Here is a 19725-nt window from a genome sequence, read left to right as displayed (position 1 = left end):
CGCCCAATGCGTGGCGACGGGGGTTCAGGGATGGATCAGATGCGGAACTGGCTGACCAGCTTGTGCAGCTGATCCCCCAGGCCGTTCAACTGACCGGCGGTACGCGCACTGTGCATGGCGTCGTCGGCGACCTGGTCCACCGCGCCGGCGATCTGGTGCACGCTGCGGTTGATCTCCTCGGCCACCGCGGTCTGTTCCTCGGCGGCGCTGGCGATCTGCGCGTTCATCGAGTTGATGGTGCCGATCAGGTGGGCCATGGCGTCCAGCGACTGGCCGGCCTGGTTGGCTTGCCCGCGCGTACGCTCGGCCATCTCGCTGGCTCGCTGCATGGCACTTACCGAACCGGCAGTAGTGGCCTGCAGACGGTCGATCATCTGCTGGATTTCGCCGGTGCTCTGCTGGGTGCGGCTGGCCAGCGCGCGGACCTCGTCGGCAACCACCGCGAAACCGCGCCCCGCCTCGCCGGCGCGGGCCGCTTCGATGGCCGCGTTGAGCGCCAGCAGGTTGGTCTGCTCGGCGATCGAGCGGATCACTTCAAGTACGCCGACGATGCCGCGCACGTCCTGGCTGAGCGTGTCGAGCGCCTCGCTGCTGCTGCCGACTTCGCCGGCCAGGTCGTTGATCTGCGCCACGCACAGGCCCACTTCGCGCTTGGCCAATTGGCCCTCGCGGTCGGTTTCCTGGGCGGCATCGGCAGCACGCTGGGCGCTGCGCGCCACTTCCTGGGCGGCGGCGGTCATTTCGTTGATTGCCGTGGCGACCTGGTCTGTCTCGCTGCGCTGGCCGTTCATCGCCTGCTCCGAGCGCTGCGCTTGCTGGGCAACATCGCCGACCAGCCCGGACAACTGCTGGGTGGTACCGGCAACTTGCTGCACCAGGGCGTGGATCTTCTCGACGAAGCGGTTGAAGGAGGTCGCCAGCTCGCCCAACTCGTCGCGGCTCTCCACCGCCAGTCGGTGGGTCAGGTTGCCGTCGCCGGCGGCCATGTCGTCGAGGTTGGCCTTGATCCGCAACAGCGGGCGGACGATGGCGTTGCCGGTGGGCAGGGCCACCAGGGTGATGACCACCAGCAGCGCCAGGGCGGAGCCGAGCATGAGCAGCACCAGGTCGTGCACGCGGCCCTGGAACTCGTCACGCGCCTTGGCCACGTCGCGCTCGATGTCGTCGAGGTTCAGCGAGGTGCCGAACACCAGGTTCCATTTCGGCAGGTACTGCGCGTAGCCGATCTTCGGCACGATCTTGTTGCTGCCTGGCAGGGTGAAGCTGTAGTGCACGACGTGGCTGCCGTCCTGGCCGGCGCGTACCAGCTCGCGAATGGCGTAGACGCCGTTGGGGTCCTGGTAGCTGCTGAAGTCTTCGCCAATGCGCTCTTCGCTGGTGCCCTGGAAGACGCGTATGGCGCGGGTGTCGTAGCCCCAGAAGTAGCCGCCGTTGCCGTAGTTCAAGCGCTTGAGCACGGCAATTCCCGCTGCTCGGGCGTTGGCATCGCCTTCGCTCGCGGCGTCGTATTGCGGGCCGACGGCAGCCAGGGCGACATCGACGAATTGCTTGAGCTGGGTCTGGCGGTCGGCGATCAGGCTCTGGCGAATCTGCTGTTCCTGCTGGTCGGCCAACTTGTTCAGGGCGACCAGGGTAACGGCACAGAGCACCACGGTGAGGATCAGGATGGGAACGAGGGCAAGGCTCAGGACCTTGGCGCGCAGGCGCAGGGAGGGGATCACGGCGGCAGACCTCCAGGACGACAAGACAGAAAACCCGCCATGTGGCGGGTTTTCTGGTTATCGGCTCAGGCCTTGGCCTTCTTTAGCTCTTCGTCACGCAATTCCCGACGAAGTATCTTGCCGACGTTGGTGGTCGGCAGGCTTTCGCGGAACTCGACGTACTTCGGTCGCTTGTAGCCGGTCAGGTTGTCGTGCATGTGCTGGACGACCTGCTCCTTGGTCAGGTTGACGCCCGGCTTGGGCACCACGAAGACCTTGATCACCTCGCCCGAACGCTCGTCCGGTACGCCGATGGCCGCGCACTGCAGCACGCCGGGCAGGGTCGCGAGGACGTCTTCCAGCTCGTTCGGGTACACGTTGAAGCCGGACACCAGGATCATGTCCTTCTTGCGGTCGACGATGCGCATGTAGCCATCGGCCTCGATGATTGCCACGTCGCCGGTACGCAGCCAGCCGTCCTTGTCGAGGATCTCGTCGGTCGCTTCCTGGCGCTGCCAGTAACCCTTCATCACCTGCGGGCCCTTCACGCACAGCTCGCCGCGCTCGCCCAGCGGCTGCTCGACGCCGGCGTCATCGACGACCTTGCACAGGGTCGAGGGAACCGGGATGCCGATGGTGCCGATCTGGATGTTCTGGAACGGGTTCACCGACACCACCGGGCTGGTTTCGGTCATGCCGTAGCCTTCGCAGATGGCGCAGCCGGTGACTTCCTTCCAGCGCTCGGCGGTGGCCTGTTGCAGGGCCATGCCGCCGGAGAGGGTCAGCTTCAGACTGGTGAAGTCCAGCTTGCGGAAGGCTTCGTTGTTGCACAGGCCGACGAACAGGGTGTTCAGGCCGACGAAGCCGGTGAACTTCCACTGCGACAGCTCCTTGGCCAGCGCATTGAGGTCGCGCGGGTTGGTCACCAGGATGTTGTGGTTGCCGGTGAGCATCATCGCCATGCAATGGAAGGTGAAGGCGTAGATGTGGTACAGCGGCAGCGGCGCGATGAGGATCTCGCAGCCTTCGTCCAGGTTGGCGCCCATCAGTGCCTTGCACTGCAGCATGTTCGCCACCAGGTTGCGGTGGGTCAGCATGGCGCCCTTGGCCACGCCGGTGGTGCCGCCGGTGTACTGCAGCACGGCGACGTCGTCGCTCTTGGGCGAGGCTTCGCGCACGGTCTGGCCACGGCCCTTGGCCAGGGCGTCGTTGAGTTTGACGGCCTGGGCGATGTGGTAGGCCGGGACCATCTTCTTGACGTACTTGACCACCGAGTTGACCAGCAGGCGCTTGAGCGGCGGCAGCAGGTCGGCGACTTCGGTGATGACCACGTGGCGGATGCCGGTCTTGGGCAGCACTTCCTCGGCCAGGTGGGCCATGTTGGCCAGGCAGACCAGCGCCTTGGCGCCGGAGTCGTTGAACTGGTGCTCCATTTCCCGCGCGGTGTACAGCGGGTTGGTGTTGACCACGATGAGGCCGGCGCGCATGGCACCGAACACCACCACCGGGTACTGCAGCACGTTAGGCAGCTGCACCGCGATGCGGTCACCCGGCTGCAGGCTGGTGTTCTGCTGCAGGTAGGCGGCGAAGTCACCGGAGAGCTTGTACAGCTCGCCGTAGGTCAGGGTCTTGCCAAGGTTGCTGAAGGCAGGCTTGTTGGCAAAGCGTTGGCAGGACTCCTTGAGTACCGCGAGGATGTTCGGGTACTGGTCGGGATTGATCTCGGCAGAGATACCTGCGGGATATTTGTCCTTCCAGAAATTGTCGATCATGGAAGCCCACTCCTAAGCAACAGCTTGTCGTTACCGCGTACGCGGTTCTTGTTGTGTTTGTGCCGCTTTCCCCTGAGTCGGGGAGCGAAAAGCGGGCCGAGAGTAGCAGCTTTGCCAAAACGCGACCAGCACCAAACACAGCCTACCCAGTCATAAAAATGACCGGAATCAGGCAAATCGGTCACAACCCGCCCATCGGTCGGAAAAGCCCGTGCCAGAAGGGCTGCAGCCTTGTTGGATTGTCTGACAAAGCTGCCGGAGGGGAAAGCTAAGCGAAAAAAAACGGAGGCCGGTCATCGGACCGGCCTCCGTTCGGATCGATAAATCGCCTGAATCGATCAGGCGCTCTCGCGCAGCTCCCGGCGAAGGATCTTGCCGACCGGCGTCATCGGCAGCGCATCCTTCAGGACGATCTGCTTGGGAACCTTGTAGCCGGTGAAGTTTTCCTTGCAGTAGGCCTTCAGCTCCTCGACCGTCAGCCCCGGCTCGCGGGCCACCACGAAGAGCTTCACAGCCTCGCCGGAACGCTCGTCCGGCACGCCGATGGCCGCGCAGTTGGCCACCTTCGGGTGGGCCATGACCACGTCTTCGATCTCGTTGGGGTAGACGTTGAAGCCGGAGACGATGATCAGGTCCTTCTTGCGGTCGACGATGCGCACGAAGCCGTCAGGGTCGATCACCGCGACGTCGCCGGTGCGGAGCCAGCCCTCGGCGTCGAGCACCTCGGCGGTGGCTTCCGGGCGCTGCCAGTAGCCCTTCATCACCTGCGGGCCCTTCACGCACAGCTCGCCGCGCTCGCCCTGCGGCTGCTCGTTGCCTTCGTCGTCGATCACTTTCAGCGAGGTGCCGACCACCGGGATACCGACGGTGCCCAGGCGCGCCTGGTCGCCATACGGGTTGGTGGTGACCACCGGGGAAGTCTCGGTCAGGCCGTAGCCCTCGACCACCGAGCAGCCGGTGGCGGCCTTCCAGCGCTCGGCGGTGGCCGAGACCAGCGCGGTGCCGCCGGAGTTGGTGACCTTGAGGTTGGAGAAGTCGATTTCCTTGAACTCGGGATGGTCCATCAGCGCGACGAACAGGGTGTTCAGCCCCAGCAGCGCGGAGAAGCGCCACTTCTTCAGCTCCTTGATGAAGCCGGGAATATCGCGCGGGTTGCTGATCAGCACGTTGTGGTTGCCGTTGTGCATCATGCACATGCAATTCGCGGTGAAGGCATAGATGTGGTACAGCGGCAGCGGCGCGATCATCACCTCGCCGCCTTCGCTCATCAGGCGATGGCCGTCCGGGCCGAGCTGCGACAGGCAGGCGTCGACCTGCAACATGTTCGCCACCAGGTTGCCGTGGGTGAGCATCGCGCCCTTGGCCACGCCCGTGGTGCCGCCGGTGTACTGCAGCACGGCGATGTCTTCCAGGCCCACCTTGATCGGTTGCAGCGCGTGGCCGCGGCCTTGGCGCAGCACGTCCTTGAAGGCCACCGCCTGCGGCAGGTTGTAGTCCGGCACCATCTTCTTGACGTGCTTGACCGCGGCGTTGACCAGCAGGCCCTTGAGCGCCGGCTGCATGTCGCCCATCTGGGCTTCGATCAGGTATTCGATGCCGGTGTCCGGCAGCACTTCCTGCACCAGCTTGCCGAACAGGTTGACGTAGACCAGCGCCCGCGCGCCCGAGTCCTTGAACTGGTGGCGCATCTCGCGGGCGGTGTACAGCGGGTTGGTGTTGACCACCACCAGGCCGGCGCGCAGCGCGCCAAATACAGCGATGGGGTATTGCAGGATGTTCGGCATCTGCACGGCGATGCGCTCGCCGGGCTTGAGGTCGGTGTGCTTCTGCAGGTAGGCGGCGAAAGCGGCGGACAGGCGGTCCAGCTCAGCGTAGGTCAGGGTCACACCCATGTTGCTGAACACCGGGCGGTCGGCGAAGCGCTTGCAGGAGCGCTCGAACACTTCGACCACCGATTTGTAGGCGGTCAGGTCGATCTGGCTGGGTACGCCGGCCGGACGCTTGTCGTTCCAGAAATCCGCTTGCATGTGTTGTTGTCCTCTTTATTTACCTGCAAGGCTGTTTCGCGCCGGCATCCTTGGGCGGGCCCGGCACGGGCATCCGTCGGAAAGTAGCAGTTGCCCCGGTTTGCGCAAATACTCGCGCAGCCCCTATCCATGACGTGAATCTTCGTCCACCGGCCAGGATTCTGCCGCCCGGAACGCGCTGCTAGAATGCCGCGACCCCGAGCCGGCACAAGGATTGCCCATGCCGTACACCGCCTACTGGCTGCCCGCCAGCGATGACACTCCGTTGTACATCCACCTCTGGGCCAGCGAAGCGCCCCGGGGCGTGGTGATGCTGTCCCACGGCATGGCCGAGCACGCCGGCCGCTACGCGCGCCTGGGCCAGGCGCTGAACACCGCCGGCTACACGCTTTGCGCCCTCGACCAGCGCGGCCACGGGCGCACCGCCGAGCACGGCGACCTCGGCCACTACGCCGACCACGGCGGCTGGGGCAAGGTGGTCGGCGACCTGCTGACGCTCAACCGCCACCTGCGCGAACGCCATCCGGAGCTGCCGGTCTTCCTGCTCGGCCACAGCATGGGCAGCTACATCGCCACTGCCTATCTGCAGCAGCACAGCGAGACGCTGCGCGGCGCCGTGCTCTCCGGCTCCAACTACCAGCCGGTGGCGCTGTACCGCGTGGCGCGGCAGATCGCCCGCTTCGAGCGCTGGCGCCAGGGCCCGCTCGGGCAGAGCGCGCTGATCGAGTTCCTCTCCTTCGGCTCGTTCAACAAGGCGTTCAAGCCCAACCGCACCGCCTTCGACTGGCTGAGCCGCGACGCCCACGAAGTGGACAAGTACGTCAGCGATCCGCTGTGCGGCTTCCGCTGCAGCAACCAGCTGTGGATCGACCTGCTCGGCGGCCTGGAGGACATCACCCCGCCGGAGCACCTGGCGCGCATCCGCCAGGACCTGCCGCTGCTGATCGTCGGCGGCGAGCGCGACCCGGTCAGCCAGGGCAAGCGCCTGCGCGATCTGGCCCAGGCGATGACTCGCGCCGGGGTTCGCGACGTCCAAACGCAGATCTATCCCGAGGCCCGTCACGAAATCTTCAACGAGACCAATCGCGACGAGGTCACCCGCAACCTGATCGCCTGGCTGGATGCCCAACTCGCATCCGGCGCCGGCGTGAATTCCGAGGAAAGAAAATGACCCAGGTGCAGAACGTCCCCTACGCGGAACTCGAAGTCGGCCAGAAGGCCAGCTTCCAGCGCACGGTCGGCGAGCGCGACATCCAGCTGTTCGCCGAAGTTTCCGGTGACCGCAACCCGGTGCACCTCGATGCCGAGTACGCCGCCGGCACCCTGTTCAAGGAGCGTATCGCCCACGGCATGCTCAGCGGCGCGCTGATCAGCGCGGCAATAGCCACCACCCTCCCCGGCCCGGGCACCATCTACCTGGGGCAGAGCCTGCGCTTCACCCGCCCGGTAAAGATCGGCGACCAACTGACCGTGGAGCTGGAAGTGCTGGAGAAGCTGCCGAAGAACCGCGCCCGCATCGGCACCCGCGTGCTCAACCAGAACGGTGAAGCGGTGGTCGAGGGCGAAGCCGAAGTGCTGGCGCCCAAGCAGAAGCTGGACATCACCCTGCCGGAGCTGCCGCCGATCACCATCGGCTAAGTCGCCCCGGAATGCAAAACGCCGTTTCTTTCCTGAGGAGAAACGGCGTTTTCGTTTGTGTTTGGCACACCCATTCGCAGGAGCAGACCTTCTCCGCGAACCGCACGGCACGGTGCATCCCTGTAGGAGCGGCCCATGGCCGCGATTCGCGCGCATGGCGCGCTCCTACAAGGGAGCTTCGCTGATGAGGCCCGCTCCTACGCAGGAGCGGCGGGTAAAAATCGCGGGCAAAAAAAACGGGCGACCGAAGTCGCCCCAAGTGCCTTGCGTGCTCTGTGTATCCGGAAGGTCAACCGCGCTTGTGCGAGTCCTTCCAGATGAAATATCCGACTCCACCAAAGAACAGGACCATCAGGCCAACGGTGACAATGCCGGCGAGAACCACTTCGTCGATGAACATGATGCTGGCCTCCTGTTTCTCTTTGCGTTTGGAAGATGGGTTCACTTTATCCGCGCCACGCAGGCGCTTATTGACGTGGATCAATAGCCGCGAGCCCCCGTGGCCAGGGGCTTCGGATCACTGATCCAGGTCAAGTTCGGAAGGGGTTCGGGTGCGGCACGGAGCCGCGAGAGGCGGCTCCAGAGGGGCAAAACAGCGAGGCGGAGCGGATCAGCGTTTCTTCGGCTTGTTCTTGCCCTTCTTGCGCGTCTTGCCCAGCGGCAGGGCCTGCTCGAAGGCGTTGCGCACTTCCTGCAGGCGCTTTTCGTGGACGTCGTGGATGCGCTTGTCGCGCTCGGCGTTCAGGTCGATCAGTTTGTCGTCGTTGCTCATGGCTAGGCGTGCACCAGGCGGAATGTCAGGTTCAGGCGGGGAGCGACCGGACGCCGCGTCTTGGCCACCTGATGCTGCCAATAATGCTGCGTTGCGCCAGCCATGACCAGCAGGCTGCCGGAGGTCAGCTCCAGGGAGTGCTCGATGGCGTTGCGGCCCTTGCGGCGCAGGTCGAAGCGCCGTGTGCCACCGAGGTTCAGGGAGGCGACCAGCGGATTGCGCCCCAGCTCCGGCTCGTCGTCGCTGTGCCAGCCCATCGAGTCCTGGCCGTCGCGGTAATAGTTGAGGAGCACACCGTTGAGGCGCTGGCCGACCGTCGCCTGCACGCGCTCGCGGATCTGCGCCAGCAGCGGCGTCCACGGCAGCGGCTCGTGCACCAGGCCGGAATAGCGGTAGCTCGCTTCGGGGTCGCCGTACCAGGCGACCAGGCGCGGCACCGGGTAGTCGCGTCCATGCAGGTGTACGCTCGGCTGCTCCCAAGGCGTGCGTTCGACCAGTTCGGCGAACCAGGCCTCGGCGCTGGCGGCATCGCACCAATCGGTCAGCAGGCGAAGTTCGGCGTGTTCGAGAAGGATGGGGGCATCGGCGAACAGCATGGCGAAAGGTCAGGCGAAAAGAGGAGGAACAGCTTACTACGGCGTGCCGTTCAGACCTCGATGTCGATCCACTGGCCCTTGCGCGGTGCCTCTTCCAGGTCATCCGAGGGAAGCGCCCCCTCCTCCGCTGCCGCCTCTGCTTCTGCCACTTCGGCGTCGGATTGCGGCGGACGCCGGCGGCGCCGCGAGTAGCCCTCGTCCTGCGCCTGCTCCGCCGGGCGCCGCTCCAGGGCCACGGCATCATCGCCAGCGGCAGGCTCCACGGGCGTCACCGGCGCTACTTCCGGGCGCGAGCGTACCGGGTCCTGCTGTGCCGTGACCGGCTGGAGATTGGGGGTGATCGGCGGAAACATGCTCTTGAGCCCTGTCGTTTCGCTTCAGATTGTCGGTTCGTGGCTTCGGACCAACGACGCCTCGCTACACTTTCCGGAGATTTCCGCTGTCCATCCCGGTCCTGGCCGGCCGCGCGGAGCTGGCCCAGGAGCCTTGTCGCCGATCGGCGGCATTCCTGGCCTGCGACGCCGACGGTCATCGCTGAAAGCCGCGCGTTCCGTTACCATAGCCGGCTTTTTTCGGGAGGTGTCCATGGCGCAGTATCAACCGGGTCAACGCTGGATCAGCGACAGTGAAGCAGAACTTGGGCTGGGAACCATCCTGGCGCTCGACGGACGCATGCTCACCGTCCTTTATCCGGCCACCGGCGATACCCGCCAGTACGCCGAGCGCAACGCGCCGCTGACCCGCGTGCGCTTCGCCCCGGGCGACGAAGTGACCCACTTCGAAGGCTGGAAGATGACCGTGCGCGAAGTCGACGAGATCGACGGCCTGCTCATCTACCACGGCCTGACCGCGAATAACGAAGCCAAGACCCTGCCGGAAACCCAGCTGTCGAACTTCATCCAGTTCCGCCTGGCCAGCGACCGCCTGTTCGCCGGACAGATCGACCCGATGCCCTGGTTCGCCCTGCGCTTCCACACCCTGGAACACCGCACCCGCCTGCTGCAGTCCTCGCTCTGGGGCCTGGGCGGCGCCCGCGCGCAACCCATCGCGCACCAGCTGCACATCGCCCGCGAAGTCGCCGACCGCATCGCCCCGCGCGTTCTGCTGGCCGACGAAGTGGGCCTGGGCAAGACCATCGAAGCGGGCCTGGTGATCCACCGCCAGTTGCTCTCCGGTCGCGCCAGCCGCGTGCTGATCCTGGTGCCGGAGAACCTGCAGCACCAGTGGCTGGTGGAAATGCGCCGGCGCTTCAACCTGGAAGTGGCGCTGTTCGACCGCGAGCGCTTCACCGAGAGCGACGCCGGCAACCCCTTCGAGGACAGCCAGCTGGCGCTGGTCGCCCTGGAGTGGATCAAGAACGACGAGCGCGCCCAGGACGCCCTGTGCGCTGCCGGCTGGGACCTGCTGGTGGTCGACGAAGCCCACCACCTGGTCTGGCACCCGGAAAAGGCCAGCCCCGAATACCAGCTGGTGGAAACCCTGGCGCAGATCATCCCCGGCGTGCTGCTGCTCACCGCGACCCCGGAACAGCTCGGCCTGGACAGCCACTTCGCCCGTCTGCGCCTGCTCGATCCGGACCGTTTCCATGACCTGGAAGCCTTCCGCCAGGAAAGCACCCAGTACCGCCCGGTAGCAGAAGCGGTGCAGGAACTGATCGACCACGGCCGCCTCTCCCCCGCCGCGCGCCAGGCCATCCACGGCTTCCTCGGCGCCGCCGGCGACGAGCTGCTGGCCAGCGTCGAAAGCGGTGACGACGACGCCCGCGCGCGCCTGGTCCGCGAGCTGCTCGACCGCCACGGCACCGGCCGTGTGCTGTTCCGCAACACCCGCGCCGCAGTTCAGGGCTTCCCCGAGCGCCAGCTGCACGCCTACCCGCTGCCCAACCCGGTGGAGTACATGGAGCTGCCGATCGGCGAGCACCCGGACCTGTACCCGGAAGTCAGCTTCCAGGCCCAGGCCGAGGACGGCGACGAGAACACCCGCTGGTGGCGCTTCGACCCGCGCGTCGAGTGGCTGATCGACACCCTGAAGATGCTCAAGCAGTACAAGGTGCTGGTGATCTGCGCCCACGCCGAGACCGCGCTGGACCTGGAAGACGCCCTGCGCCTGCGCTCGGGCATTCCGGCCACGGTCTTCCATGAAGGCATGAGCATCCTCGAGCGCGACCGCGCCGCGGCCTACTTCGCCGACGAGGAATTCGGCGCCCAGGTGCTGATCTGCTCGGAAATCGGCAGCGAAGGCCGCAACTTCCAGTTCGCCCATCACCTGGTGCTGTTCGACCTGCCGGCCCACCCGGACCAGTTAGAACAGCGCATCGGCCGCCTGGACCGTATCGGCCAGCGCCACACCATCCAGATCCACGTGCCGCACCTGGAAACCAGCCCGCAGGAACGCCTGTTCCAGTGGTACCACCAGGCGCTCAACGCCTTCCTCAATACCTGCCCCACCGGCAACGCCCTGCAGCACCGCTTCGGCCCGCGCCTGGTGGAACTGCTGGACGGCGGCGACGACGACGCCTTCGCCGCCCTGCTGGAAGAAGGCCAGGCCGCCCGCCTGGCTCTGGAAGCGGAAATGCACAGCGGCCGCGACCGCCTGCTCGAACTCAACTCCGGCGGCGCCGGCGAGGGCGAGGCGCTGGTCGAGGCGATCGAGGAACAGGACGACCAATTCGCCCTGCCGATCTACATGGAGAAGCTGTTCGACACCTACGGCATCGACAGCGAAGACCACTCCGAGAACGCCCTGATCCTGCGCCCGAGCGAGAAGATGCTCGACGCCAGCTTCCCGCTGGGCGACGACGAAGGCGTGACCGTCACCTACGACCGCGCCCAGGCCCTGGCCCGCGAAGACATGCAGTTCCTCACCTGGGAACACCCCATGGTGCAGGGCGGCATGGACCTGGTGCTGTCCGGCTCGCTGGGCAACACCTCGGTGGCGATCATCAAGAACAAGGCGCTCAAGCCCGGCACCGTGCTGCTGGAAATGCTCTTCGTCAGCGAAGCCGTCGCGCCGCGCAAACTGCAGCTCGGCCGTTTCCTGCCGCCGGTGGCGCTGCGCTGCCTGCTCGACGCGAACGGCAACGACCTGGCCGCGCGGGTGTCCTTCGAAACCCTGCACGAACAGCTGGAAAGCGTGCCGCGCGCCAGCGCCAACAAGTTCGTCCAGGCCCAGCGCGACGTGCTCGCCAAGCAGTTCGCGGTCGGCGAGAGCAAGATCGCCCCGCGTCACGCCGAGCGCGTGGAGAAGGCCCGCCAGCAACTGGTCGCCAGCCTCGACGAGGAACTGGCCCGCCTGACCGCGCTCAAGCAGGTCAACCCCAGCGTGCGCGACAGCGAGCTGGAAGCCCTGCGCGCCCAGCGCGACCAGAGCCTGGCGCTGCTGGACAAGGCCTCCCTGCGCCTGGAAGCGATCCGCGTGCTGGTCGCCGGCTGATTCGCCGCTGAGCAAAAGGCCGCCCCGGGAAACCGCGGCGGCCTTTTTCATGGTTTTTCCTTCGGACCTGTAGGAGCGCGCCATGCGCGCGAATCGCGGCCATGGGCCGCTCCTACGGGGAAACCGTGCGATCCGTGGGCAAATTCGCTCCTACAGACGGTGTCCTACTATTGACCCCGCGCAAGGGAATCTCCCGGAGACAGCGCTAGAGTCAACTCACCAAGCCACTCATTGAGGGAAACATCATGTACGAGCGCATTCTGGTAGCCGTGGACGGCAGCTCGGTGTCCGACCGGGCGCTGAACGAAGCCGTGAAGCTGGCGAAGCTGAGCGGAGGCGAACTGCGAGTGGTCACCATCGTCGACAGCCCGCTGCGCCACCTGCCCGACTACGCCGTCTACTACAACCCCGAGCCGCTGCGCGAAGCGGCGCTCAAGGCTGCCGACGACGTGCTGGGCAAGGCCCGCCAGATCGTCGGCGATCAGGTCAAGGCGAGCTTCGACCGGGTCTGCCAGGAACGCGCCAGCGAAGAGATCGCCGAACGCATCGAGGTCGAAGCCGAGGCGGCCAAAGCCGACCTGATCGTCATGGGCACCCACGGCCGCCGCGGCGTGCGTCGGCTGATGCTGGGCAGCGTCGCCGAGGGCCTGCTGCGGGTGAGCAACCGCCCAGTGCTGCTGGTTCGCGACAAGTAATCCACCCCAGAAACGAAGAAAGGCCCCGCGGGGCCTTTCTTCGTTTCTGGGGTGGATTGTAGGAGCGAGCTTGCTCGCGAACAGGCTCAGGATCGGTTCGCGAGCAAGCTCGCTCCTACGAAAGGCGCCTCAGTTACCGCCAGTCGCCACCGCATTACCCCGGCAGGAATGGAAGATGTCCAGCGCCGGCTGGTACAGGCTGGTGTGCACGTCCAGCAGGCCGAGCACCGAGTGGAACACGTTGTCGTGGCTGAGATCGGCCTCGTCGCGCTTGCCGGCCAGGCAATTGCGGTCGATGCCCTGGTTGCCCAGGGTCGAGGGGCCGAACCACATGACCATCGGCACGTGGGTCTGCGCTTCCGGGGCGATGGCGTAGGGCGCGGCGTGCAGGTACATGCCGTTCTCGCCGAGCGACTCGCCGTGGTCGGAGACGTAGAGCATCGAGGTGTCGTACTTGTCGCTGTTGTGCTTGAGCAGCTCGATCACCTTCGACAGGAAGAAGTCGGTATAGAGGATGGTGTTGTCGTAGACGTTCACCAGCTCGTCCTTCGAGCAGCTGCCCAGCTGGTTGGTGTGGCACACCGGCTTGAAGCGCTCCAGGCTCGCCGGGTAGCGGTCGTAGTACTCCGGGCCGTGGCTGCCATCGGCGTGCAGGACGATGATGGCGTTGTCCTTCAGGCCGTCGATGTACGCCTGCAGGTTCTGCAGTAGGGCCTCGTCGAGGCAATTGCTGCCGTTGCAGAACGGCCCCGGCTGGTTCTTCGGGATATCCTTGTGCGGAACGCGCAGGCAGGTGCCCTTGCAGTCGCTGTTGTTATCCAGCCAGATCACCGACAGGCCGGCGCGCTGGAGCACGTCGAGCAGGCTCTCGTAGGTCTTGCCCTTCTTGTCGCTGTAGTCCTCGCGGGGGAACTTGGAGAACATGCAGGGCACCGAGACCGCGGTGGAAGTACCGCAGGAATGCACCTGGGTGAAGTTCAGGATGTCCAGCTTGGCCAGCTCGGGGTTGGTGTCGCGGGCATAGCCGTTGAGCGAGAAGTGGTCGGCACGCGCGGTCTCGCCGACCACGAAGACAAACAGCGACTTCTTCGCCTTCTGGCTGGCAGCGGCGCTCTGCACCGCATCCTCACCGATCTTCTGCACCACCAGCTCGGCCTTCTTGATACCCAGGCGCTGCTTGCCGTACTTGGTCACGGCGTAGATGTAGTTGGTCGGGTTGATGAAGTGGGTCAGCTTGGCTTCTTCTCGGAAGATCGGTGCGTAGGTCGAATAGAAGCTGCCCACCATTACCGCCACTGCCACTACGCAAGCGACCAGCACCAGCACCTTGTTGAGCAGGCCGCGGAAGAACGGCTTGTAGACCACCGGCGTGCACCAGATGAGCACCGAGGGCAGCACGCCAAGCAGCAGCAGGTAGGCAATCAGCTTGCCGCTGAACAGCGCCGCGGCCTCGCCCGGATTGGTCTCGAAGACGTTCTGCACCATCACTGTGTCGATGGCGATGCCATAGCTGTTCATGAAGTACGCGGCCGCGGCGGAGCACAGCGCCACCAGGGTCATCGCCGGCTTGAGCAGCGGGCGGAACGACACCAGGGTCAGCAACAGGGTGAAGAAGGCACCAAGGAAGACAGCGAATGAGCCGAAAAAGGCGAGGCGATAGAAGCCTTGCAGCGGCACCAGGCCGGCAAGCGCCTTCCAGGTGGCGAAGTTGTAGAACAGCACCAGGGCCAGAGAAAACAGCAGGATCAGCCGGGTCGAGCTGATCGTGGGGAAAAAGCGGCTCTTGCCCTCGGACATCGAGTGCACTCCTTGGATTACGTGCGGCAGGAAAACCAATGGCCCACCGCCACTGCGGGCGGCGCGACCGGAAAGGCTGACAGGTCAAAAAGGCGTCAATTTTGCCAGCTTTCCGACACCTGGAAAACCGCCAGGAACGCTGTTCAGGCGTCGCGCAGACGCTCCCGCCAGCGCCGCAGCCAGCCCAGGCCCGCCGTCGTGGCGCCGACGGGGCGGTATTCCGCTCCCAGCCAGCCGGCAAAGCCCTGCTCTTGCAGCGCAACCAGCGCCGGTTCGAAGTCCAGGGTCCCGCTGCCCGGCTCGCCACGCCCCGGCGCATCGGCGAACTGCACATGGCCGATGTGGCCGCGCAGCTGGTGCACGCTGGCGGCCAGGTCCTGGTCCATGCGCGCCATGTGATAGAGGTCCAACTGCGCGCCCAGGTTCTCGTGGCCGACGCGCTGCAGCATGTCCAGCAGGTGTTCAGGCGTGTTGAGCAGGAAGCCCGGCATGTCGTGGTGGTTGATCGCCTCCATCAGCACCGGTACGCCGCTGGCGGCGAAGGCTTCGGCGGCCTGCCGAAGATGCCGAGCGAGCAGAGACAGCGCCTGTTCGCGCTCGACGCCTTCAGCCAGGCGGCCGGCCAGTACGTTGATCCGCTGCGGCTGCACCACTTCGGCGTAGGCCAACGCCTGTTCCAGCGCCTCGGCGAACTGCGCCTCGCGCCCCGGCACTGCGGCCAGGCCCGCGCCGCCCTGCATAAGGTCGCCGGCGGGCACATTAATCAGCACCAGCGGCATTGCGTTGCGCTGCAGTTCGGCCCGCAGATCGGCGGCTGGTACTTCATAGGGAAACTGGATCTCGACACCGGCGAAACCGGCATCGGCCGCGGCGCGCACACGCTCGATCAGCGGCAGCTCGGTGAACAGCAGGGACAGATTGGCGCAGATCTGCATCGGTCAATCCTCAGTCGCGGCTCTGGCGATATTGCTCGACCAGGGTGGCCGGGTCGTGTTCGAGATGGCCCTGGCTGCCGTGCAGGCGCATGAGCTGCGCGGCGAGGCCGCTCATGGGCGTGGCGGAGCCCTGCTCGCGGGAGAGTTTCACTGCCGTATCCAGGTCTTTCAGCAGCGTGCGCACGTGCCATTTCACCGGCTCGTAGCGGCTCTCGGCCATCTGCGGCGCAAGGATCTGCAATGGCTTGGAATCCGCGAAGCCACCGGCCAGCGCCGGGGCGATCAGGCTGGCATCGACACCGGCGCTCTCGGCCAGCGCAACCACTTCGGCAATCACCAGCGCATTGCAGGCGACGATCATCTGATTACAGACCTTGGTCACCTGGCCGGCACCGACCTCGCCCATGCGCGTCAGGCGTTGCCCCAGATGCGCCAGCACCGGACGGATGCGTTCGATGTCCTCGACCCGGCCGCCCGCCATGATCGCCAGGCTGCCGGCCTCGGCGCCCGGCGTGCCGCCGGAGACCGGCGCATCGACCCAGCGCATGCCCGTGCGCGCCTCCAACTCGGCAGCCATCTCGCGGGTGGCCGCCGGCTCCAGGCTGGAAAAGTCCACCAGCAGCTGGCCCGGCTTCGCCCCTTCGACGATGCCGCCAGGGCCGAAGACCACTTCGCGCACCGCCGCCGTATCGGCCAGGCAGAGCATGACGATCTCGGCATCCGCGCACAGCTCGGCGGGGCTGCCCACCGCGCGCGCGCCCTCCCTGGCCAGCAACTCGCGCTTGGCGGCGGAACGGTTCCACACGGTCAACGGATACCCGGCGGCGAGCAGACGGCGGCTCATGGGCACGCCCATCAGGCCGAGTCCGGCGAAGGCGATGGAAGGCGAAGCAGCAGACATGGGCGACTCCTGGCGAACAAGATGGCGGGCACGGGGGCGGCCATATTAACGCCCACCCAAGCCTTCGCCGAGCCTGTATATTGCGGCCCGCTGCGACCATCCGCCCAATGCGCAGCAGCAGACCGCCACTATACTTCCCGGGCTTTCTGCCGCTATTGAACCGGAGACTGCTTCCATGCTGAAACGCACCCTGGCGCTTGCCGCCTGCTTCGCGCTGTCCCTTTCCGCCAGCTTCACCCAGGCCGAAACCCTCAAGGAATTGAAGGTCTCGGCGATCCCCGACGAAGCCCCCACCGAACTGCTGCGCAAGTTCAAGCCGCTGGGCGAGTACCTGCAGGCACAACTGGGCATCCCGGTGAAGTTCGTCCCGGTATCCGACTATGCCGGCGTGGTCGAGGCGCTCGCCGCCGACCGCCTGGACATGGCCTGGCTGGGCGGTTTCACCTTCGTCCAGGCGCGCCTGAAGACCGGCAACGCCATCCCGCTGGTACAGCGCGAGCAGGACCAGCAGTTCACCAGCAAATTCATCACCGCCGACCCGAACGTGAAGTCGCTGCAGGACCTCAAGGGCAAGACCTTCGCCTTCGGCTCCGTGTCTTCCACTTCCGGCAGCCTGATGCCGCGCTACTTCATGCAGAAGGACGGCATCGTCCCCGAGCAGTTCTTCTCCCGCGTGGCCTACTCCGGCGCCCACGACGCTACCGTCGCCTGGGTCCAGGCCGGCAAGGTCGACGCCGGGGTGCTGAACGCCTCGGTGTGGAACAAGCTGGTCGACGCCGGCAAGGTCGACACCAATAAAGTGAAGGTCTTCGCCACCACCCCCAGCTACTACGACTACAACTGGACCGTGCGCGGCAACCTCGATCCGGCCCTGGCCGAGAAGATCAAGAAGGCCTTCCTCGCCCTCGACCCGAGCAAGCCGAGCGACAAGGCGATCCTCGACCTGCAGGCCGCCAGTCGCTTCGTCGAGACCAAGCCGGAGAACTACAAGGGCATCGAGGAAGCGGCGCGTTCCGCCGGCCTGTTGAAGTGACCCTGAAGCTGACCGGCGTGGAGCAAGTCCACGCCAACGGCCAGCGCTCGCTCGCCGGCATCGACCTGCGCGTCGATGCCGGCGAAAGGGTGGCTGTCATCGGCCCCTCCGGAGCCGGCAAGACGACCCTGCTGCGCATCCTCGCCACCGCCCTGAAACCGAGCAGCGGCACCCTCGAAGTGCTCGACAGCCAGCCCTGGCAACTTGGTAGCGGAGCGCGCCAGCGCCTGCGTTCGCGCATCGGGCTGATCCACCAGGCACCGCCGCTGCCGCCGCGTCAACGGGTGGTCAACGCCGTGCTGGCCGGCCGCCTGGGCCAGTGGCCGCTGTGGAAGAGCCTGGCCAGCCTGCTCTATCCACAGGACATCGAGGGAGCGCGCGCCGCACTGCAGCGCCTGGACCTGGCGGACAAGCTGTTCGAACGCTGCGACCAGCTCTCCGGCGGCCAGCTACAGCGGGTCGGCATCGCGCGCGCGCTCTACCAGCAGCCGGAACTTCTGCTCGCCGACGAACCGGTCTCGGCGATGGACCCGGTGCTCGCCGGGCACACGCTCGGCCTGCTCACCCGCGAAGCCGACGCCCGCGGCCTCACGCTGCTGGCCAGCCTCCACGCGGTGGAACTGGCGCTGGCGCACTTCCCGCGCATCGTCGGCATCCGTGACGGGCGCATCGCTTTCGACAAAGCGGCCAGCGCGGTCAGCCAGGACGACCTGCAGCAGCTCTACGCCAACGAGCAGCTGAACGACCAGCACTCGCCACCGGTCGAGCCGCTGCACGTGGTGCAGATTCCGCGATGCTGAACAGCAGCCAGCGCGACCCGGCGGCCCTGCCCCGCCTGCTCCTAACCCTGCTCGCCCTGGCGCTGCTCTGGCCAGGCGTGCGCCTGAGCGAGCTGAACCTCGGCGCGCTGTTCAGCGGCGACAGCGCCCACACCATGGCCGGCTTCCTCGCCGGCTTCTGGCCACCGGCGCACGACAGCGAATTCCTCGCCATCCTCGGCCGCGCCACCCTGGAAACCCTGGCCATCGCCACCGCCGGCATGGCCTTGGCCTGGCTGATCGCCTTCCCCGCGTCGCTGCTCGCCACCCGCGCGCTGTCGCTCTCGGCACTGCCACGTGCCGGCCTGCCGGCCCGGTGGGCGCGCGCGCTGCGCTGGCCGGTGCGGGCCCTGCTCATCGTCCTGCGCAGCATCCCGGAAATCGTCTGGGCGTTGCTTTTCGTCCGCGCCGTCGGCCTGGGCGCCACCGCCGGGGTCATGGCCATCGCCATCACCTACGGCGGCATGCTCGGCAAGGTCTACGCGGAGATCTTCGAGTCGGTGGACCCGCGCCCGACCCGCGCCCTGCTCCTGGGCGGCGGTTCACGCCTGGGCGCCTTCGCCTACGGCGTGCTGCCGCAGGCCGCCGCCGAGATGATTTCCTACACCGTCTACCGCTGGGAATGCGCGATTCGCGCCTCGGTGGTGATGGGCTTCGTCGGCGCCGGCGGGCTCGGCCAGCAGGTCGACCTTTCGCTGCGCATGTTCGCCGGTGGCGAAGTGGCCAGCCTGCTGCTGACGTTCCTGGTGCTGGTACTGGGCGCCGACCGCCTCAGCCGCTTCCTGCGCCGGAGGCTCGAATGAATCGCGCGCGACGCGGGCTATTGCATGCCCTTGGCTGGACGCTGGCGATCCTGGTCGCGGTGGCCGCTTCCTTCATCTACCTGCAGATCGACAGCGGCAGCCTGCTCAGCAGCGAAGGCCTGGGGCAGATGCTCGGCTATGCCCGCGAGTTCTTCCCGCCGGACCTGACCTCCGTACAGCTGAGCGCAGTGGCCAAAGGAGCACTGGAAACCCTGGCCATGTCGGCCCTGGGCACCCTGCTGGCGGCGCTGCTCGGAATGCTCTTCGCGCTGCCCGCGGCCGGCCGCTTCGGCGCTGCGGCCCAGACGCTGGCGCGCTTCCTGCTCAACGCCTTGCGCGCGGTGCCGGAGTTGGTCTGGGGCGCACTGATGGTGCTGGCTGCCGGCCTCGGACCGAACGCCGGCACCCTGGCGCTGGCCCTGCACACCGGCGGCGTGCTCGGCCGATTGTTCGCCGAAGCGCTGGAAAACACCCCGGCCGAACCCGCGGAGGCACTACGCCTGGCGGGCAGCGGACGGGTCGCAGCCTTCGCCTACGGCACCCTGCCCGGAGTGTGGCCGCAATTGGTGGCCTACATCCTCTATCGCTGGGAGAACAACATCCGCATGGCCAGCGTGCTCGGCTTCGTCGGCGCCGGCGGGCTGGGGCAGATGCTCTATTTCAGCCTCAGCCTGTTCCAGCAGGCCCAGGCCGCGACCGTGATCCTCGCCATGCTGGTGCTGGTCCTCGGGGTCGACGCCCTGAGCGCCTGGGCGCGGCAACGCTGGGTCAGCGCCTGAGCCCAATGAAAAAGCCCGGCACGAGCC

At 66.4% G+C, this 19725-nt stretch carries 18 protein-coding genes; 8 read left to right on the top strand and 10 right to left on the bottom strand.

The genetic code is table 11. From position 1 onward, the window contains the following. Positions 1-35: 35 nt before the first annotated feature. From PKB_RS07530 to fadD2, 3 genes are all read right to left on the bottom strand, one after another. Positions 36-1721 carry a methyl-accepting chemotaxis protein gene (locus tag PKB_RS07530; protein ID WP_043250426.1) on the bottom strand — a complete coding sequence of 562 codons (1686 nt, stop codon included), beginning with the start codon at positions 1719-1721 and terminating at the stop codon, positions 36-38. A 65-nt stretch (positions 1722-1786) separates the two neighbouring features. After that, entirely contained in the window at positions 1787-3472 is a 1686-nt protein-coding gene (gene fadD1 / locus PKB_RS07525) for a long-chain-fatty-acid--CoA ligase FadD1 (protein WP_043250423.1), read from the bottom strand. A 338-nt stretch (positions 3473-3810) separates the two neighbouring features. Beyond that, complete coding sequence (gene fadD2, locus PKB_RS07520) at positions 3811-5499, bottom strand: long-chain-fatty-acid--CoA ligase FadD2 (protein WP_043250421.1); 1689 nt, start codon at positions 5497-5499, stop codon at positions 3811-3813. A 220-nt stretch (positions 5500-5719) separates the two neighbouring features. On the opposite strand from fadD2, the gene PKB_RS07515 reads away from it, so the two are divergent. Then, on the top strand, positions 5720-6670 hold the full coding sequence (locus PKB_RS07515) for an alpha/beta hydrolase (protein WP_043250418.1): 951 nt from the start codon (positions 5720-5722) through the stop codon (positions 6668-6670). Continuing rightward, positions 6667-7137 carry a MaoC family dehydratase gene (locus PKB_RS07510; RefSeq protein WP_043250416.1) on the top strand — a complete coding sequence of 157 codons (471 nt, stop codon included), beginning with the start codon at positions 6667-6669 and terminating at the stop codon, positions 7135-7137. Before PKB_RS07515 ends, PKB_RS07510 begins: the two co-directional genes overlap by 4 nt. Positions 7138-7426: 289 nt before the next feature. On the opposite strand, the gene ccoM is transcribed toward PKB_RS07510, so the two are convergent. The 4 genes from ccoM to PKB_RS07495 form a co-directional block, all read right to left on the bottom strand. Further along, positions 7427-7537: a cytochrome c oxidase subunit CcoM gene (gene ccoM, locus PKB_RS30315; RefSeq protein WP_015478370.1), complete on the bottom strand. Its 111-nt coding sequence runs from the start codon at positions 7535-7537 to the stop codon at positions 7427-7429. A gap of 210 nt (positions 7538-7747) precedes the next feature. Beyond that, complete coding sequence (locus PKB_RS29855) at positions 7748-7909, bottom strand: hypothetical protein (protein WP_167333359.1); 162 nt, start codon at positions 7907-7909, stop codon at positions 7748-7750. 2 nt (positions 7910-7911) lie between these two features. Further along, positions 7912-8505 (bottom strand): alpha-ketoglutarate-dependent dioxygenase AlkB family protein, encoded by a 594-nt coding sequence (locus tag PKB_RS07500; protein WP_043250414.1) that lies wholly within the window; start codon positions 8503-8505, stop codon positions 7912-7914. Positions 8506-8555: 50 nt separating this feature from the next. Then, positions 8556-8858, bottom strand: coding sequence for a hypothetical protein (locus tag PKB_RS07495; RefSeq protein ID WP_043250411.1), 303 nt, complete (start codon positions 8856-8858; stop codon positions 8556-8558). Between the two features lie 226 nt (positions 8859-9084). On the opposite strand from PKB_RS07495, the gene rapA reads away from it, so the two are divergent. Both rapA and PKB_RS07485 read left to right on the top strand, forming a co-directional pair. Further along, positions 9085-11937, top strand: coding sequence for an RNA polymerase-associated protein RapA (gene rapA, locus PKB_RS07490; protein WP_422613526.1), 2853 nt, complete (start codon positions 9085-9087; stop codon positions 11935-11937). Positions 11938-12182: 245 nt separating this feature from the next. Beyond that, the gene (locus PKB_RS07485; RefSeq protein ID WP_043250405.1) at positions 12183-12632 is read left to right on the top strand and encodes a universal stress protein; all 450 of its coding nucleotides are present in this window, start codon (positions 12183-12185) and stop codon (positions 12630-12632) included. Between the two features lie 129 nt (positions 12633-12761). Here PKB_RS07485 and PKB_RS07480 read toward each other — a convergent pair whose 3' ends face one another. From PKB_RS07480 to PKB_RS07470, 3 genes are all read right to left on the bottom strand, one after another. After that, positions 12762-14429 carry a phosphoethanolamine transferase gene (locus tag PKB_RS07480; protein WP_043250403.1) on the bottom strand — a complete coding sequence of 556 codons (1668 nt, stop codon included), beginning with the start codon at positions 14427-14429 and terminating at the stop codon, positions 12762-12764. 143 nt (positions 14430-14572) lie between these two features. Then, positions 14573-15364, bottom strand: a complete 792-nt coding sequence (locus PKB_RS07475) for a hydroxypyruvate isomerase family protein (protein WP_043250401.1) — start codon at positions 15362-15364, stop codon at positions 14573-14575. A 10-nt stretch (positions 15365-15374) separates the two neighbouring features. Further along, a complete protein-coding gene (locus tag PKB_RS07470) occupies positions 15375-16265 on the bottom strand; it encodes an NAD(P)-dependent oxidoreductase (protein ID WP_043250399.1) in 891 nt (296 codons plus the stop codon). A 175-nt stretch (positions 16266-16440) separates the two neighbouring features. On the opposite strand from PKB_RS07470, the gene PKB_RS07465 reads away from it, so the two are divergent. Genes PKB_RS07465 through phnE form a run of 4 tightly spaced genes read left to right on the top strand, consistent with a single transcriptional unit; the run spans position 16441 to position 19698 of the window. Continuing rightward, positions 16441-17298 (top strand): putative selenate ABC transporter substrate-binding protein, encoded by an 858-nt coding sequence (locus PKB_RS07465; protein ID WP_043250396.1) that lies wholly within the window; start codon positions 16441-16443, stop codon positions 17296-17298. Beyond that, a complete protein-coding gene (locus PKB_RS07460; RefSeq protein ID WP_043250393.1) occupies positions 17295-18098 on the top strand; it encodes a phosphonate ABC transporter ATP-binding protein in 804 nt (267 codons plus the stop codon). Before PKB_RS07465 ends, PKB_RS07460 begins: the two co-directional genes overlap by 4 nt. Next, positions 18092-18919 carry a PhnE/PtxC family ABC transporter permease gene (locus PKB_RS07455; RefSeq protein ID WP_043250391.1) on the top strand — a complete coding sequence of 276 codons (828 nt, stop codon included), beginning with the start codon at positions 18092-18094 and terminating at the stop codon, positions 18917-18919. The genes PKB_RS07460 and PKB_RS07455 overlap by 7 nt, the downstream gene beginning before the upstream one ends. Beyond that, on the top strand, positions 18916-19698 hold the full coding sequence (phnE, locus tag PKB_RS07450) for a phosphonate ABC transporter, permease protein PhnE (protein ID WP_052355205.1): 783 nt from the start codon (positions 18916-18918) through the stop codon (positions 19696-19698). The genes PKB_RS07455 and phnE overlap by 4 nt, the downstream gene beginning before the upstream one ends. The last annotated feature ends 27 nt before the right edge of the window (positions 19699-19725 follow it).

The sequence above is a fragment of the Pseudomonas knackmussii B13 genome (assembly GCF_000689415.1).
In the GTDB taxonomy this organism is placed as follows: domain Bacteria; phylum Pseudomonadota; class Gammaproteobacteria; order Pseudomonadales; family Pseudomonadaceae; genus Pseudomonas; species Pseudomonas knackmussii.
The sequence above is the reverse complement of the archived record's forward strand: the minus strand, read 5'-3'. Positions and strand labels throughout refer to the sequence as shown.

Excerpts from the sequence above, each read along its gene's own strand:
- fadD2 (WP_043250421.1), bottom strand. The coding sequence starts at position 5,499 with ATGCAAGCGGATTTCTGGAACGACAAGCGTCCGGCCGGCGTACCCAGC.
- ccoM (WP_015478370.1), bottom strand. The coding sequence starts at position 7,537 with ATGTTCATCGACGAAGTGGTTCTCGCCGGCATTGTCACCGTTGGCCTG.
- PKB_RS07465 (WP_043250396.1), top strand. The coding sequence starts at position 16,441 with ATGCTGAAACGCACCCTGGCGCTTGCCGCCTGCTTCGCGCTGTCCCTT.
- PKB_RS07485 (WP_043250405.1), top strand. The coding sequence starts at position 12,183 with ATGTACGAGCGCATTCTGGTAGCCGTGGACGGCAGCTCGGTGTCCGAC.
- PKB_RS07495 (WP_043250411.1), bottom strand. The coding sequence starts at position 8,858 with ATGTTTCCGCCGATCACCCCCAATCTCCAGCCGGTCACGGCACAGCAG.
- PKB_RS07500 (WP_043250414.1), bottom strand. The coding sequence starts at position 8,505 with ATGCTGTTCGCCGATGCCCCCATCCTTCTCGAACACGCCGAACTTCGC.
- phnE (WP_052355205.1), top strand. The coding sequence starts at position 18,916 with ATGAATCGCGCGCGACGCGGGCTATTGCATGCCCTTGGCTGGACGCTG.
- PKB_RS29855 (WP_167333359.1), bottom strand. The coding sequence starts at position 7,909 with ATGAGCAACGACGACAAACTGATCGACCTGAACGCCGAGCGCGACAAG.
- PKB_RS07470 (WP_043250399.1), bottom strand. The coding sequence starts at position 16,265 with ATGTCTGCTGCTTCGCCTTCCATCGCCTTCGCCGGACTCGGCCTGATG.
- PKB_RS07515 (WP_043250418.1), top strand. The coding sequence starts at position 5,720 with ATGCCGTACACCGCCTACTGGCTGCCCGCCAGCGATGACACTCCGTTG.
- PKB_RS07455 (WP_043250391.1), top strand. The coding sequence starts at position 18,092 with ATGCTGAACAGCAGCCAGCGCGACCCGGCGGCCCTGCCCCGCCTGCTC.
- PKB_RS07475 (WP_043250401.1), bottom strand. The coding sequence starts at position 15,364 with ATGCAGATCTGCGCCAATCTGTCCCTGCTGTTCACCGAGCTGCCGCTG.
- fadD1 (WP_043250423.1), bottom strand. The coding sequence starts at position 3,472 with ATGATCGACAATTTCTGGAAGGACAAATATCCCGCAGGTATCTCTGCC.
- PKB_RS07510 (WP_043250416.1), top strand. The coding sequence starts at position 6,667 with ATGACCCAGGTGCAGAACGTCCCCTACGCGGAACTCGAAGTCGGCCAG.
- PKB_RS07480 (WP_043250403.1), bottom strand. The coding sequence starts at position 14,429 with ATGTCCGAGGGCAAGAGCCGCTTTTTCCCCACGATCAGCTCGACCCGG.